The sequence below is a fragment of the Nonomuraea sp. NPDC050394 genome (genome assembly GCF_044459065.1).
In the GTDB taxonomy this organism is placed as follows: domain Bacteria; phylum Actinomycetota; class Actinomycetes; order Streptosporangiales; family Streptosporangiaceae; genus Nonomuraea.
Genome location: NZ_JBITIO010000006.1, coordinates 617,371 through 632,003, shown reverse-complemented (window position 1 = coordinate 632,003; position 14,633 = coordinate 617,371). Strand labels below are relative to the sequence as shown.

At 69.4% G+C, this 14,633-nt stretch carries 12 protein-coding genes, 3 pseudogenes and 2 riboswitches; of the genes and pseudogenes, 6 read left to right on the top strand and 9 right to left on the bottom strand.

Features of this window, described 5'->3' with window-relative positions; genetic code table 11:
* Window positions 1-1,370, bottom strand: a pseudogene (locus ACIBKY_RS26635) (5-methyltetrahydropteroyltriglutamate--homocysteine S-methyltransferase); the annotation flags it as partial.
* 144 nt (window positions 1,371-1,514) lie between these two features.
* Window positions 1,515-1,692: riboswitch (cobalamin riboswitch) on the bottom strand.
* Window positions 1,693-1,754: 62 nt separating this feature from the next.
* Window positions 1,755-1,904, top strand: a riboswitch (cobalamin riboswitch).
* Between the two features lie 38 nt (window positions 1,905-1,942).
* Between ACIBKY_RS26635 and ACIBKY_RS26630 the strand changes: the two are divergent.
* Window positions 1,943-2,143 (top strand): annotated as a pseudogene (locus ACIBKY_RS26630) (aldehyde dehydrogenase family protein); the annotation flags it as partial.
* A 13-nt stretch (window positions 2,144-2,156) separates the two neighbouring features.
* Window positions 2,157-2,255: pseudogene (locus ACIBKY_RS26625) on the top strand (enoyl-CoA hydratase); the annotation flags it as partial.
* Between the two features lie 63 nt (window positions 2,256-2,318).
* Here ACIBKY_RS26625 and ACIBKY_RS26620 read toward each other — a convergent pair.
* From ACIBKY_RS26620 to ACIBKY_RS26605, 4 genes are all read right to left on the bottom strand, one after another.
* Complete coding sequence (locus ACIBKY_RS26620; RefSeq protein ID WP_397100492.1) at window positions 2,319-3,302, bottom strand: hypothetical protein; 984 nt, start codon at window positions 3,300-3,302, stop codon at window positions 2,319-2,321.
* A 308-nt stretch (window positions 3,303-3,610) separates the two neighbouring features.
* The gene (gene mltG / locus ACIBKY_RS26615; RefSeq protein ID WP_397100490.1) at window positions 3,611-4,483 is read right to left on the bottom strand and encodes an endolytic transglycosylase MltG; all 873 of its coding nucleotides are present in this window, start codon (window positions 4,481-4,483) and stop codon (window positions 3,611-3,613) included.
* Window positions 4,480-4,992 carry a SigE family RNA polymerase sigma factor gene (locus ACIBKY_RS26610; protein ID WP_397100488.1) on the bottom strand — a complete coding sequence of 171 codons (513 nt, stop codon included), beginning with the start codon at window positions 4,990-4,992 and terminating at the stop codon, window positions 4,480-4,482. Before ACIBKY_RS26610 ends, mltG begins: the two co-directional genes overlap by 4 nt.
* A gap of 64 nt (window positions 4,993-5,056) precedes the next feature.
* Window positions 5,057-5,770, bottom strand: coding sequence for a TetR/AcrR family transcriptional regulator (locus ACIBKY_RS26605; protein ID WP_397100487.1), 714 nt, complete (start codon window positions 5,768-5,770; stop codon window positions 5,057-5,059).
* Between the two features lie 53 nt (window positions 5,771-5,823).
* Between ACIBKY_RS26605 and ACIBKY_RS26600 the strand changes: the two genes are divergently transcribed.
* Window positions 5,824-7,257 carry an MFS transporter gene (locus tag ACIBKY_RS26600; protein ID WP_397100485.1) on the top strand — a complete coding sequence of 478 codons (1,434 nt, stop codon included), beginning with the start codon at window positions 5,824-5,826 and terminating at the stop codon, window positions 7,255-7,257.
* Between the two features lie 277 nt (window positions 7,258-7,534).
* Here the strand turns inward: ACIBKY_RS26600 and ACIBKY_RS26595 are convergent, their stop codons facing one another.
* The 4 genes from ACIBKY_RS26595 to ACIBKY_RS26580 form a co-directional block, all read right to left on the bottom strand.
* Complete coding sequence (locus ACIBKY_RS26595) at window positions 7,535-8,014, bottom strand: hypothetical protein (RefSeq protein WP_397100483.1); 480 nt, start codon at window positions 8,012-8,014, stop codon at window positions 7,535-7,537.
* Window positions 8,015-8,065: 51 nt separating this feature from the next.
* Window positions 8,066-9,055, bottom strand: coding sequence for an HD domain-containing protein (locus ACIBKY_RS26590; protein ID WP_397100481.1), 990 nt, complete (start codon window positions 9,053-9,055; stop codon window positions 8,066-8,068).
* Window positions 9,052-9,363 (bottom strand): PadR family transcriptional regulator, encoded by a 312-nt coding sequence (locus tag ACIBKY_RS26585; protein ID WP_397100479.1) that lies wholly within the window; start codon window positions 9,361-9,363, stop codon window positions 9,052-9,054. Before ACIBKY_RS26585 ends, ACIBKY_RS26590 begins: the two co-directional genes overlap by 4 nt.
* A gap of 264 nt (window positions 9,364-9,627) precedes the next feature.
* Window positions 9,628-10,833 carry an ROK family protein gene (locus tag ACIBKY_RS26580; protein ID WP_397100478.1) on the bottom strand — a complete coding sequence of 402 codons (1,206 nt, stop codon included), beginning with the start codon at window positions 10,831-10,833 and terminating at the stop codon, window positions 9,628-9,630.
* Window positions 10,834-10,917: 84 nt separating this feature from the next.
* On the opposite strand from ACIBKY_RS26580, the gene nagA reads away from it, so the two are divergent.
* The 3 genes from nagA to ACIBKY_RS26565 all read left to right on the top strand — a co-directional run bounded on the left by nagA (window position 10,918) and on the right by ACIBKY_RS26565 (window position 14,510).
* Complete coding sequence (gene nagA / locus ACIBKY_RS26575) at window positions 10,918-12,114, top strand: N-acetylglucosamine-6-phosphate deacetylase (protein ID WP_397100476.1); 1,197 nt, start codon at window positions 10,918-10,920, stop codon at window positions 12,112-12,114.
* Between the two features lie 146 nt (window positions 12,115-12,260).
* On the top strand, window positions 12,261-13,130 hold the full coding sequence (locus tag ACIBKY_RS26570) for a helix-turn-helix domain-containing protein (protein WP_397100474.1): 870 nt from the start codon (window positions 12,261-12,263) through the stop codon (window positions 13,128-13,130).
* 519 nt (window positions 13,131-13,649) lie between these two features.
* Window positions 13,650-14,510, top strand: a complete 861-nt coding sequence (locus ACIBKY_RS26565) for a TauD/TfdA dioxygenase family protein (protein ID WP_397100473.1) — start codon at window positions 13,650-13,652, stop codon at window positions 14,508-14,510.
* Window positions 14,511-14,633 lie beyond the last annotated feature (123 nt).

Sequence of the window (14,633 nt, the reverse complement as noted above, 5' to 3'; positions counted from 1 at the left end):
AGGTCCGCGCGGGCCACGCGCAGCTCGTTCGTCTGCGGGAACGAGCCGATCGTGGTGGTCGGCAGCAGCGGCAGCTTCAGCCTGGCCCGCTGGGCGGCGGCGCGCTCGCCGTATGGGCTGATGCGGCGGCTGTCAGCGGCGGTGACGGCCGTCGTGCGGGCGCGCACCACCGGGTTGTGGGTCAGCGGGGACTCGGCGCGGGCGCGCAGCGCGATCTGGTTGGCGTTCACCTGCTCGGCGATGAGGTGTGTGCCTCGGCTGATCCCGCGGGTGAGCGTGACGGTCTCGGCGACCTTCTGGCGGGCGAACGCGAGCCAGCCGGCCACCTCGGGATGGAGATCGGTCTCCAGCGCGGTGTCGTAGGGGACGTGCAGCAGCGAGCAAGAGGCGGCCACATCCACCCGCTCGGCCAGTCCGAGCAGCGTGGCCAGCGTGGCCAGCGCCCTTTCCAGATCGTTGATCCAGATGTTGCGCCCGTCCACGACCCCGGCCACCAGCCGCTTGCCGGGCAGCCCGCCCGCCGCGGCCAGGTCGTCGAGGTTGGCGGCGGCCGAGCCGGTGAAGTCGAGTCCGAGGCCCTCGACGGGAGCGGCGGCCAGCACGGGAAGGGCGGCGCCGAGACGGTCGAAGTAGCTGGTCACCAGGATCCTGGGCCGCCGGGTCAGTCCGCCGAGATGGGCGTAGGCGGTGGCGACGGCGTCGAGTACCTCCTGCGGCTGGTCCTGGACCAGGGCGGGCTCGTCGAACTGCACCCAATCGGCGCCCGCCGCCTGCAGCGACGCCAGGATCTCGGCGTACACGGGCAGCAGCCGTTCCAGCAGCGACAGCGGTTCGAAGCCGGGGTCGACGCCTGGGGCGGGCTTGGACAGCAGCAGGTAGGTGACGGGGCCGACCAGGACCGGGCGCGGGTTGTGGCCCTGCAGCAGGGCCTCGGTCAGCTCGGCGGCCTGCTTGCCGGGGTTGGCGGTGAACTCGGTGTCGGGGCCGAGCTCGGGAACCAGGTAGTGGTAGTTGGTGTCGAACCACTTGGTCATCTCCAGCGGCGCGACGTCCTGGGTGCCGCGTGCCATGGCGAAGTAGCCGGCCAGCGGGTCGGCCTCCACGGCCACCCGGTGGCGCTCGGGGATCGCGCCGACCATGACGGTGGTGTCCAGCACGTGGTCGTACAGCGAGAAGTCGCCGGAAGGGACTTCGCCGAGGCCGGCGTCGGTGAGCTCGCGCCAGGCGGCACGGCGCAGGCCGGCCGCGGCGGCTTCCAGTTCGGTGGCGCTGATCTTCCCGGCCCAGTAGCCTTCGACGGCCTTCTTCAGTTCGCGGCCGGGTCCCTGGCGGGGGTAGCCGTACACGGTGGCGAGCGAACGCTCGGTCACGGAACTCTCCTTCGCGAGTCACGAGGAACATCCCCGGCGTTCGAGCGAAGGCACGGCCCAGGCGCGGGCACACTCCTGGCCCGCGTGGTCGCCCAGCCCTCCCTCGAGGCCGTCCGATGCACCGCGCGCGGGGTGCGCGCGGGCAGTGGCAGGTCTTCGGACTCGTGGGCGCGTCGCACCTGCCTACTGGCCGTCGCTTCCCCGGCCCTGGGGGCCGAGTGCTGGTGACGGCGGTCGTTCCCACTCACCGCTGCGGGGCAGTCCCGGATTCGCACCGGGTTCCCTCTTACGACGCCTCGCCTGGCTGGCGGGGCGAACCAACTGCGAGCCCCACCCTAAGCCAATGAAGGCCGGCACTGGACTTACTAGGACGTCCAACTATGTTTCTGCAGGAACGCTCGCGGTGCGGGGAAGCCGGTGTCAATCCGGCACGGTCCCGCCACTGTGACCCGGGGATGTGCGTCATCGCTGGAATGGCCACTGACGTGCGCTGATCCGGGAGTCAGGATACCGGCCGCGGGTTCGGCACGTGTTGTCACGAGGATGGAGCGAACACTCATGGCACCGGAACGGTCCAGGCCAGGGTCCCGCCGGCCACTCCGGACGAGACCAGGGCGGCCATCTCCGACGCCGCCGAAGCCCAGGTGGCCTGGGCGGAGTGGCATCCGCAGCGCCGCGCTCGCGTGCTGCTGAGGTTCCCGCACCTGGTCGAGGCCGAACGCGACACCCTGGCCCGGCTGCTGTCGTCCGAACACGGCAAGACCGGCCGCACCATGGACGCCGAGGAGCACGCTTGCCGAAGGGGTGCGCTTCGAACGCCGCGTCTTCCACGCCACCTTCGCCACGGCGGACCAGAAGGAGGGGATGGCCGCCTTCGCCGAATAGCGCAAACCATCTTTCGTCAACCGGTAGCGACTCCGTGCTCGGCAGGGCCGAGCGGCAGCCGGCTCAACGGCGGTAAGCCCAGATCGTGCCGCCGCGGCCGGAAGGGGTCCCGCCGACCGCCCAGATGGAACCGGTCTCCGGCTGGAGGGCAAGGTCACGGACAGACGCCCTCCGGTCCGGCGGAGCCGGAAAGGCACCCGGTTCGACGCTGTCGGCGCCGAGGTGCAGGAACCTGCTGCCTCCACCCTTGGCGTCGTAGACGACCCAGGCCCCGCCTCTGCCGTCGGGCTCGGCCTGGGCGCGCGGCTGGAAGCCCGGTTCACCACGGACCTCGTACTTCCAGCTGCCCGGATAGCCGGTCAGCAGCAACGTCTCACCGCAGAAGGAGCGGCCGCACGGCCAGGCGACCCAGCCGACCGCCATCACCCGGCCGGTCTCCCCGTCGAACGCGACATCCGTCAACTCCGAGATCTGGCCGGAGCGGGCGGACGGAATCGCCGGAAGGGGCGCCGAACGCCAGGCCGTGCCACTCCAGCGGGCCAGAGCCGCCGTGCCCCGCACCGAGCCCGCCGCCCACCGGCCGTCGAGTCCCTTGACCACGATCGGCGTCCTGACCTTGCGCCACGAAGACCCGACCAGCCGGCGCAGCGTGGACCGTGCCTTCCACCCGGCGGCACCGGCCGAGGGGAACGTGTTGGCGTTCTCGATGACCCACGTGTTCTGCCCGATGGCGTACGCAGCGTCCACCCGGCCGTGGGGCCATCGTTCGACCTGCCAGCGCTTGCCGTTCCATCGGGCGTATCGCGACGCGCCGAAGGCCCAGACCCTGGTGTCGGAGGCCGACGCCAGCCGCTTCACCCGGAAGCCCGGCCCGGTGACACGCTTGAAGGCGGACCGGCCGCCCTTCAACAGCGCGCTCCTCCCGGCGACCCAGACCGCCCCGCCCGGCGTGACCGTCACCGCGTCGTAGGAGTCGCGGCGGTCGTGATGGACGACACTCCACTGACTGGCCGGCGCCTCGGCGTGGGCGGCGACCGGTCCCGTCATGACGAGAAAGGCGACGGCTGCGGCGGTACCGCGGAACAATAGGCCCATACGGGTGAGACGCGCCTTCCGGAGCAAAGGTTGGCCTGCGTGAGGATCAGCTTCTGCACCCGGGCACGGAGCCATCCGGCGGACCCAGGTCATGCCGCGTCCACCGATCAGGATGACTGGACTTCGTCGAAGAGGGCGAGGGCTTCGGTGGGGTCCGGGCTCACGAGGCGTTCGCGGCCGGCGGTCGTGAATTTCGCCCATCCGCCGGCCCGTGCCACATCTGTTCCTCGAAGGCGCGGACGGCCTCGCACGGGGCGCACTCACTCGGCGGCGCGTTCGACGAGCTTGGCGTACTCCTTCTCGGACGTGGCGTACTTCAGGGTGCCGCGCTTCGGGTCGGTGACCACGTAGTAGAGCCAGGTGCCCGCGGCCGGGTGGAGGGCGGCCTTGAGCGCGGCCTCACCGGGGTTGGAGATGGGCCCCGGAGGCAGGCCCGCATAGCGATAGGTGTTGTACGGCGAGCGCAGGTTGATGTCCTTGACCGTGACCTTGGGGCCGTACTTGCCCAGGCCGTAGAGGATGGTGCTGTCGAGTTGCAGCCGCATGCCGCGGGCCAGGCGGTTGTGGATGACGCGGGCCACCTTCGGCATGTCGGCCTCGGTGGGCGACTCGGCCTGGACGAGGCTGGCGATGATGACGACGTCCAAGGGGGCCCGCCGGGAGGCCACGCCGAGCTTGTCCGCCGTCTCGCGGAACCTGGTCACCATCGCGGCCAGGATCTCGGTGGGGGTGGCGGACACGGCGAACCTGTACGTACCGGGGTGGGCGAAGCCCTCCAGCCTGCCCTTCGCGTACGGAGGCAGGCCCAGGGCGCGGCCGTCCTTGGCCGCCCGCGCGAACGACGCCGCGGGCTTGCCGGTCACGCGGGAGAGATTGTCGAACAAGAGGGCGGCCCGCCATCCCTCCTTGATGGTCACGGTGTGCTCCGGACGCACGGCCACGGGCACCTCGGGTGCGAGGGTCCTGACGGCGACCGTGCCGCCCGCGGCCAGGGCGACGACGGCGACCGCGGCGGCCAGGGCGACGCCCCTCCGGCGGGCGGGACGGGGCGGGAGGAAGCGGGCCGGGGGCGGCGGCACCTGCTCGTCCGCCATGTCGGCGAGGGTCTCACGCAGCAGCTTCTCGACGTTCAACGCAACTCCCTCACGGTGCTCAGCTCGGGGGCCGACTTCTTCAGCCGCTCCAGCGATCGGTAGATCTGGCTGCGGACCGAACCCACCCGCACGCCCAGCAGGCGCGCGATCTCGGTCTCCGACTTGTCCTCGAAGTAGCGCAGGACGAGCATGGTCCGCTGCCGGGGCGTCAGCCGGGACAGCGCCGCCCGCATCGTCATGCGCAGGTCCGCCGCCTCGGCGTGCCCGTCGCCTGCCCGGTCGAGCACTCCGTCCGTGCTCACCTCCACGACCCGCGACCGCCGGCGCCACCGGCTCACCTGCTCGTGGTACATGGTGCGGCGGACGTACCCCTCGATGGCCTCGGGGTCGCGCAGGGCGCGCCACCGCGCGGCCGTCTTCGCCAGGGCCGACTGGACGAGGTCCTCGGCGGCGTGCCGGTCGCCGGTCAGCAGGTACGCCGTGCGGAACAACGCGCTCGACCTGTCGATGACGAACTGCCGGAGCGCCGCCTCAAAGCCTGGATCCACCCGTCCTCCTCGTGATGTCACCCACCAAGGACGAGCGAGCGCCACGGAACTATGCCGGAAACCGTCAGGCTCTTGTGAGGCTGTCGAGCATCAGGTTGAGGGTGAAGTCGAATCGCTCGTGTCCGCTGCCGGAGGTGAGCTCGGCGGCGTGGCGTCGGGTGTGCGGGAACTCGTCGGCGGGCAGGGAGCCGAACCGGCGCAGAAGTTCGTCGCGGCTGAGGACCCACTCCTGGCCGGGGTCGGCCTTCCGCCCGTGGAGCAGAGAGATCTCCAGGGTGTAGGCGGCGACATAGAGTGACAGGGCGTCCATGGCCCAGGCCGCGGGCTGGGGCTCGACTCCACCGGCGAGCAGGATCGCCAGGATCGCCTCACTCACGCGCAAGGTGTCCCGGTTGGTGGGGACTGCGGCCAGGGCGGCACGAGAGATGCCTGGATAGCGCAGGTACTGGTCACGGATCTGGGCGTACACCTGCAAGATCTGTTCCCGCCATCGGCCGGGGTCGGGTTCGGGCAGGACGAGTTCGGCGCTGAGCCTGCCGATGATCAGGTCGTCGATGTCGGCCTTGTTGACCACGTGCGCGTACAGCGATGACGGGCTGGTGCCCAGCTCGCCGGTGATGGCGCGGATCGTCAGCGCGTCATAGCCCTGGGTGGCGACCACGTGCAGCGCGGCGTCGACGATGCGCTCGACGGTGAGAGGTTCCCGTCGTGGCTGGGCCGGGGCGGCGCCGGGCTGCAGGTGCCGGGCCGCCCGGCGGGCTTTCGGATCATGGGCCATGTCCCGATTCTACGCTTTGACATGAACTGTGTTCGTCTCATAGAACTAAGTTCATGGCTACTGAACAAAGTTCTTCCGCTGTGGGTTCCCTGGTCCTGCCGCTGCGCCGGGCCTGGCTCGTCCTCGCGGTCGTGGTCATCGCCGACATCATGGACGTGCTGGACTCGACGATCGCCAGCCTCGCCGGGCCCTCGATCCGGGCCGATCTGGGCGGTGGCGACGCCACCGTGCCATGGGTGCTGGCGGCGTACACCGCGGCCTTCGCCCTTGGTCTGGTCACCTCCGGCAGGCTGGGCGACCTGGTCGGCCGCCGCCGCCTGTTCCTGCTGGGTTTGGCCGGGTTCACCCTGTCCTCGCTGGCCTGCGGCCTCGCGCCGGGAACCGGAATTCTGATCGGCGCCCGCGTCCTGCAGGGCCTGTTCGGGTCGGTGATGATCCCGCAGGGATTCGCCCTGGTGAAGGTCGTCTTCCCGCCCGAGCACCTGCGGCGTGCCCTCATCCCCTTCGGCCCGATCATGGGCCTGGCCACGGTGGCCGGGCCGATCCTGGCAGGCTGGCTGTTGCACCTGAACCTGTTCGGCGGGTGGCGCTCGATCTTCCTGATCAACATCCCGATCGGGGTCCTCGCTTTGGCCTTGGGCGCGTACGTCCTGCCCCGCGGCACCGGCGAGGACCCCACCACCCGCCTGGACCTGCGCGGCGTCGGCCTGCTCACCCTCGCCTCGGCCCTGCTGATCATTCCCCTGGTCCAGGGCCGCGAACTCGGCTGGCCGATCTGGACCTACGCCATGATGGCCGCCTCGATCCCGGTGCTCGCGCTGTTCGCCGCCTCCGAACGCCGCAGCGCCCATCCGGTGATCACCCCGTCGCTCCTGCGCAAGCGCAGCTTCGTCGTCGGACTGGTCATCGTCTGCGGCTTCTACGCCGCGCTCACCGGATTCCAGCTCGCCCTCAACCTGATGCTCCAGCTGGGCGCGCGCTGGACGCCTCTGCACACCGGCCTCACCCTGATCCCCTGGGTTCTGGGCAGCGCCATCGCCGTCGGCCTCGCCGGGGCCTTCCTCGCCGAGCGGCTCGGCCGCGCCACCCTGCACCTCGGCCTCGGCCTCGCCGCCGCCGGCCTGATCACATTCGCCTGGACCATCGCCCACGCCCAGAACGGCCTGACCTCCTGGACCCTGGCACCTGCCCTGCTGATCACCGGCTTCGGCTCCGGGCTGGTGTTCATCCCGATCTTCGACTACGTCCTCGGCGACGCCACCACCGAAGAGGTCGGCACCGGCTCAGGCATGCTCAACGCCGTCCAGCAGTTCGCCAACGCCACCGGAGCCGCCGCCCTCGGCACCGCCTTCTTCGCCCGGGCCGGCCACGGCGGCGGCTTCTTCGACGCCGGCATTCTCATCACCGCCATCGCCGCCGCCCTCTACCTGGCCACCTTGCTCCTGGTCGGGCTCCTCCCCCGACACGCCGCGCAGCCGGCCCACTGAACCCGCCATCCCGCAGACCGGGACCGTGGCCGGGCGGCTGAGGACAACCCGGCCAAGGGCATCAACCTCGTTGCGGAGGGCCCGGAGCTTGTCCGTGCCGTCAGTCGCGCGACACCACGGCCGCCTGAGCGCGGTCGGTCACCGCGTCGAGCGGGCGGTGTACTCGGTGATCAGACGGGCAGGCCTATCGTGACGGTCGAGGAGCAGCCTGAAGGAGATCGCCGTGGTGCTGGGGGGCGCCGTAGCTTCACGCGGAGATCTCATGATCGGGCGACCCTCAGCCGGGCTCCCCCGGCGAGACGGACAACAACGCCCGGCCCTTCTTGATCGACACCAGCCGCACCTCCACCGGCGTGTGCTTGCGGAACGCGAAGGCTCCGCCTCCGCCTTCACCGAGGCGCTGCTCCGAGCCGCCTCCGTGCGGGTAATCCACCCGGTACGTGATCGTGTCCGCGTCGATGGCCACGACCTCGAACTTCGGGTAGTAGAACTTCTTGGCGTTCAGCCGGATCGTGACGGGCTTGGACAACTTCAGCAGGCAGTCACCGTCGAAGCAGTCCTTGACCTTGGTGGTGGCTTCGCGCGTCGGGGATGGTGACGGCGTCGGGGATTCGGTGGCCGGAGCGCTCGTGGCGGGCGTGCCCGGCTTGCTGGGTATGCCGGTCGTGGGGGTGGGGGCCGTCGCCTGCCGTCCGGCCTCGGGCGAGGCGCAACCCGCCAGGGCGCACATGGCGAGCACGGGTAGGAGTTTGCGCATGCTGTGTCGTCCCTATCGCTCAGGGTGATCGGCGTCGGGCGAGCGCCGGTATCACACAGAGCTATCCGACCGGCCCCGGGAGGGGTCCCCGTCGTCGAGGCCGAGCATCTTGCGCAGGCGGGTGAGGCCCGCGTGGAGGACGGGAGGCACGGTGATCGCGATGACCGCGGCGTCGCCGAGGCTGTCCCTCGCGGCCTCCACGATCATCCAGCCGAGCAGCACGGTCAGGGGCGTCCAGGTACGCAGATCCGTCCGCAGGATCCAGCGCAGAACAGTCAGGAGCCGGCTGGTCAGCGTGCCCCATGTCGGCCGCCGCAGGACCAGGGCGAGGGCGGGCACGCCGAGCGTCAGCCCGAGGACGAAGCGGGTGCGAGCGCGACGGCCCGGTAACACGTCAAGCTCGCCGAGCCATTCGTCCAGATAGCTCGCTCTGACCGCCGCGGGCAGAAGCAGCGCGCCGAACGCGAGCGCCTGATAACTCACCCCCGCGTCTCCGGGCGGCGGGATCAGGCAGTCGTGGGCGATCGACTCGAGTTCGTCCGCGATGGCCGGCAGGCCGAGGCGTCCGGCGAGCGGTGCCGTGACGTTCACCGTGTCCTGGCTCTTCAGGCGCTGTTTCTCCTGGTCGAGGTACTGGATGGTACGCATGTTGTGCAGCCGGTCGAGCACCCGCAGGGCAAGGACACGCTCGTCGGCGATGACCACTGCCGCCTGATCGTGCGCGTGACCGAGCTCGGTCAGGTCCTGGACCATCGTGGTGATCTCATCGCCGAACTCCGCGCGCAGCCGTACGGCGTCGCACCAGGTGTCCTCGATGACATCGTGGAGCAGGGCGGCGCAGACGGTGGCGCTGTCCAGACCGGCGTCGACCGCGATCTCCGCGACCGCGACGGGGTGGGTGATGTACGGCTCGCCGCTCTTACGCAGCCGGCCCGCGTGGCAACGCGCGGCGAACTCGTAGGCACGCCGGATTCGGTCACTGTCCGTAGCGGTGAACTCGGCGGGCAGCCGGGCCAGCAGGGGTTCTACCAGCCCGGTCATGACGTCGCCGCCCGAGGACCCATGGCCGGTCCGCGGGAACGTTCGGCCCGGTCGAGAGCGACGCGGGCCCGAAGCGCGCCCTGCTCAGTCAGCCTGTAGTAGTACCGGGCCCGGCGGCCCTGGGCCAGATGCTCGGCCGCGGGCTCCTTGTGGCGCTCGATCCAACCGAACTCGCGCTCCAACCGGGCGAGGATCGGGTAGATGGTGCCACTGGGCTGGCCCGTCCTCTCGCACAGTTCCAGCCCGTAGCAGCGCCCGGCGGGATCGGACAGCATCTCCTTCAGCACGAGCATCGTCTGCAGAGTCATCCGTGGACCGTCCCTCATGTGTCGGACTCTAGACATCCACCACGGACAGTGACATGGCCGCGCGAGTGACAACCATGTGGCAGCCGCGGCCCGTGCTCAGATGCCCGGCGCCGTCTCCGAGCCCGCTCGTCTGTCTGGTCCTGTTCTCTGAGCGCGATCGTTCGGGGCGTGGCGGCTCCAGGTCCCCTCGACCCGGGTGGCGTGAAAGCCCGGAACCCGCGCGACAGGTTCTCGGCGAACCTGGCAGCGCCCCGGATTCCGGCCTCATGACGGGCCGGCGCGTAGAACGGTACGCGGTTGTCTCAGCAGCGGAGCGAAGGCTCTTTCGGCCGCGCCCAGGAGAGTGGCATGGTGAAGGTCGCCTGTGACGATGTCGATCTGGCCGACGCGGGCGACGGCGGAGGACGCCATCAGCCCATCGCGCACGAGGTCCTGGGTGGCCCGGAACAGATCGGCCAGAAAGCCCATGAGCACCACGCGCTCGGGGGCGAGCGTATTGACGAGACTGGTCAACCCCGTCACCAGATGGCCGGCGGTGAGGCGGATCGCCTCCTGTGTGGCACGGTCACCGGCCGCGGCGTCATCGAAGATCTTGGTGAGGGTGTCGTCGTGGCCGGGGTGGCCACTCCGGCCGGCGGCACGTAGCAGGGCACGCGGGTCGGCGTACATCTCCAGGCAGCCGCGCGCACCGCACGGGCATCGCAGTCCTCCTGGCTCGACGATGATGTGGCCGGCTTCCAAGGCGTGGCCGCCCCCGGTGAGCGGTACGCCCGCGTCGATGAACCCACCGCCGATGCCCACGCGCTCGCTGCTCAGGGTCAGCATGCTCGCGGCGCCGCGTCCGGCCCCATAACGGAACTCGGCCAGGGCGGCCAGCGTGGCGGAGCGCCCCACGGTTACGGGGACGCCGAGCGGCGGCATGCCGCCCAGCCGCTGTGCGAGTGGCACGTCGTTCCAGCCCAGATGCACGGCGTACCTGACGAGACCATCCGATTCCCTGACGAAGCCCGGCGTCGCTACGCATACCCCGACGCATCGACGCTCGGTCCGCAGGACCGCATTCTCGACCGCGTCCGCCAGTGCCGGTATGACGGTGGCGGGATCCGTCGCGGTGCCGTCCAGAACGTGCTCGCGAACGTGACTGATCCGGCGATCCAGGCCGACGAGGCCGGCCGTCACCCGGTCCGCGCTCAACTGAACGGCGACGGCCACGGGCCCGTCGGGGCGCACCTCGACGACTGGAGACGGCCTGCCTCGTCCGATCGGGGCGCCGCGTGGCGGTTCGCTGACGCGGACCAGGTCCAGCGCCGTCAGGTCACCCAAGGCGGTGCCCACCGCACTCGCGGCCAGGCCGAGTTCGGCCGTGACCGCCGCGCGGGTCAGCGGGCCACGCCGACGCAACAGCGTAAGGACGCGTCCCGCCGCCGACCCGCCGTCGTCACCGGCACCCGGCACACCGATCGCAGCCAAGGACCCTCCCCTCCCATGCTGTATTATTTTCTCATTGAGAAAATAATACCTGCCGTACGCGCCCGGAAAGGGAACCTGATGGTCATGATCCTCGCCAACGCCCGAGTGGTGACTCCCGACCGGCTGCTGGATCCCGGCTGGGTCGCCCTGGACGGTCACCGGATCTCGGCCGTGGGAGCTGGGGAGCCGCCCCGGTCGGCCGACGCCGAGATTCATGATCTCGGGTCGGACCACGTGCTGCCCGGATTCGTGGATCTGCACATGCACGGCGGCGACGGCGCTCAGGTCACCACGGAGGATCCACAGGAGATCCTGCGCGCGATCGCGTTTCACCGCCGTCACGGAACCACACGGACACTGGCCAGCCTCGTCACCTCACCGGTCGAGGAGATGGCGGCCGCGGCCCGCACGGTGGCCGCCCTCATGCGCTCACCCGGCCCGCTGCACCGGTCGATCGCCGGAATCCACCTCGAAGGGCCGTTCCTCAACCCGAACCACCGGGGCGCCCATCACAATGACTACGTCCTCGCGCCGGACGTCAACGCGTTGCGGCACCTGCTCGCCAGCGGCGACGGCGCCGTCCGCACCGTTACCCTCGCCCCAGAACTGGACGGCGGAATGGACCTCGTCCGCGAGGTCGTCGCCTCCGGCGCGGTCGTGGCGGTAGGGCACACCGACGCCAGCTACGACGAAGCGCACCAGGCGTTCGAGGCCGGCGCCGGCATGGCCACCCACCTGTTCAACGCCATGCGGCCGTTCCACCATCGAGAGCCGGGTCCGGCCGGCGCCGCACTCACCCACGACAACGTCACGTGCGAGCTCATCAACGACGGCGTCCACCTGCACAGCGCGACCACACGCCTCGCGTTCGCCGCCGCCGGTGCCGAACGTATCGCGCTGGTCACCGACGCCACCCCGGCGGCCGGGGTGAACGACGGGCGGTTCAACCTGGGCCCGTTGCCCGTACTCGCCCGCGACGGCAAGGTCACCCTGCTCGACGGGATCACCAACGCGGGCAGCACCCTCACCATGGACCGCGCGGTACGGCACGCCGTGCGGTGCGTCGGAATCCCCATCACCCAAGCCGCGATCGCCGCCGCCACCACGCCGGCGCGCATGCTCGGACTGGGAGGACAGACCGGAAGCATCGAGCCCGGCAAGGACGCCGACCTCGTCGTTCTCACGGACGACCTGCGGGTTCGCACGGTCATCGCGCACGGCGCGGTCGTCCACGGAACACTGGCAACGAGCGCCGACCTGGTCCAGGACGGAGCAGCGTAGCGCCCGATCGGGCGAATCCTATGGACTCCCGAACGATGGTCATGTTCTTCTGTTGAGAGTGCACTGAAAGGCCGGCTCGACGATTTCCGACCGTCCCTCAGAGAGGCAACCAGGTGGTCAGGGAAATAGAAAGCCCGTACGCTTGGATGAGTCCGCGCGACGGTGACCTGATCAAGACGATCCTCCTCAATTCCGCCGAACGCTCAGTATCGCGGATACGCGTTCTAGAATGGGGTTCAGGGCAAAGCACGTTGTCTTACACCCAAATTCTGGCCGCGCATGGCCTGCCCTTTCAGTGGCTCGCCCTCGAATACGACCGTGAGTACTTCGACACCTTCCTGGCGCCCGCGCTGGTTTATCGGGCCGACACGGTCCTGCGATATGCCGACGACGACAGGAGTCTGCACGGACCAGCCGGAGACGGAAGCGCTCATATCGAAGCGGTGTGCTGGAATCGAACCGCACTGCGCCCATCAGAGCGTTCGGCGGATCGCGAGGCCGATCTCGACCACTACGTGAACTATCCCGCCACTACCGGCCATGGTTTCGACGCGGTCATTGTGGACGGGCGCAAGCGACGCCGCTGTCTCCTGGCGGCGGCAGATTTCATGGAACCCAGCACCGTCGTCATACTTCACGATGCCCGGCACCCGCACTATCATTGCGCGCTGGACCGATACCCGGCCTCCCGGTTCATCGGCGACGACCTGTGGGTTGGAGCGCAGAGCACCGCTAAACTCAATGATGTGCTCGCCGAGAGAACCACGATGGCCGCCTCCCTCGGATATCGGTGGCATTTGCGTAGCGTGATGGCCAAGCGGGAGATGTTCACGACCACCGAGTTGGGGCCGATGCTGGCCGAACGGGGGGTCATGTTGTCCCGTGAGCAGGTCCATCGGCTTTTCACCGGTGTTCCCGAACGGCTTAACCCCAACCTCCTGGTGGCGCTGTGCGACATCTTGGATTGCCAGGTCGGCGACCTGATCGAGCCGGCGCGGCAGGTGTATTCGCGCTGACCGGGGGCATGCCGCAGAACCCACTCCACCCCCGCCGATCGGCGCTTGCGATTGAATTCGGGTCAGCCCCACGCCTTCTTCACGGTCGCCGGCCGCGCGGGAGCTCTTCTCCGCACCCTGCACGGCGGATTTCCCGCTCTCCGGCATTGTCACCGAACGGCATCAGAGCCGCCTGACGGACAGCCGGGCGAATCCGCGTGAACAGCGCGTGGCGCTCGGCGAGCACAGCGTAGCGTGCGCTCGACCCTAAATCCGGGCTCGCCGAAACCGGCGATCCGCGCATCCGCCCGGTGAAACTCGCCCGGGTTCCCCGCCGCCCGGATGGCCCGGGAAGCGACCTGTCCGGGGCCAACGGCGCGCCGAAGACCCAGCCCATGATCTCGGCGACGCCCAGGACTCCCGTGCCTTCCGGTGACCGTTGACATGGATCCCACAATAGGCTTCTCTTATTTTTGCCAGTGTGCCACGTTAACTGGTCTCGCTACGACATTGGTTCGACCAACGGCGTAAGGAGAGAACGTGTCGCTGGACTTCTCAGATCTCCATGGAAAATTTGTCGTGGAGGTTACCGGGCGGACCGGTACATTGCTTGCCGGGCGCGACGGATACGCAATCAAACAGGCCCTCACTACTTACTCGGTCGTGGTGATCAGAGGTCTGGAACTGGTCCCGGCGGAGCAGGTGTCGCTAACCCGGTTGCTGGGGAAACCCGAGGTTGTTACGGACCTGCGCAACCATCACCCCGAAAGCAAGGACATCCTGGTCGTCAACAATTCGAGCGCCACCCCCGTGGTCGGAAACCGGTGCTGGCACTCGGATCGTTCCTTCCTTCCAGAACCGACGCGCTACACGATGTTACGAGCGGAAGTTGTTCCACCGCGAGGCGGGGACACCCTGTTCGCCGACATGGTGGAGGCATATGCGCAGACCCCGGCATCCTGGAAGGAAGCGCTCTCAGGCGCGGTAGGCGTGCACACCTACGACAAGATCGCCCACCTGCGCTCCGAGGTGCATCGCATGCCCATCGAAGAGGGTTATGAGAAGTTGTACCCTCCGGTACGCCATCCCGTGGTGCGCGCCCATCCAGAAACCGATACGCCCGCGCTCTACCTGAGTGACCTGTGCCTTGTCGGCATCGAATCGGAGACCGACGTCTCCGCGCTCATCCAGCTGGACAAGCTCCACGCGCATGCCACCGAGGACAGGTTCGTCTACCGTCATCGCTGGCGGGTGGGGGACGTCGTGATCTGGGACAACGCCAGGGTGATGCACCGGGCCGACATGCTCCACTGGAAGCTGCCGCGCGTCCTGCACCGCACCACCACGGCCAGCCCGCCGCCTCGCCCGGCCGCCCCGTACGCGCCGGACGGAACCGGCTGATCACCCTTGCAGGCCGTGAGGGCCGGCCGGACGCCTCTCGGTGAGGCCCGCGCGCATGCCCACGAGCGATGCCGCGTCGCTTGCTCGATCCGTACGTTCAAGCGAGAGGATGTCGAATGACGG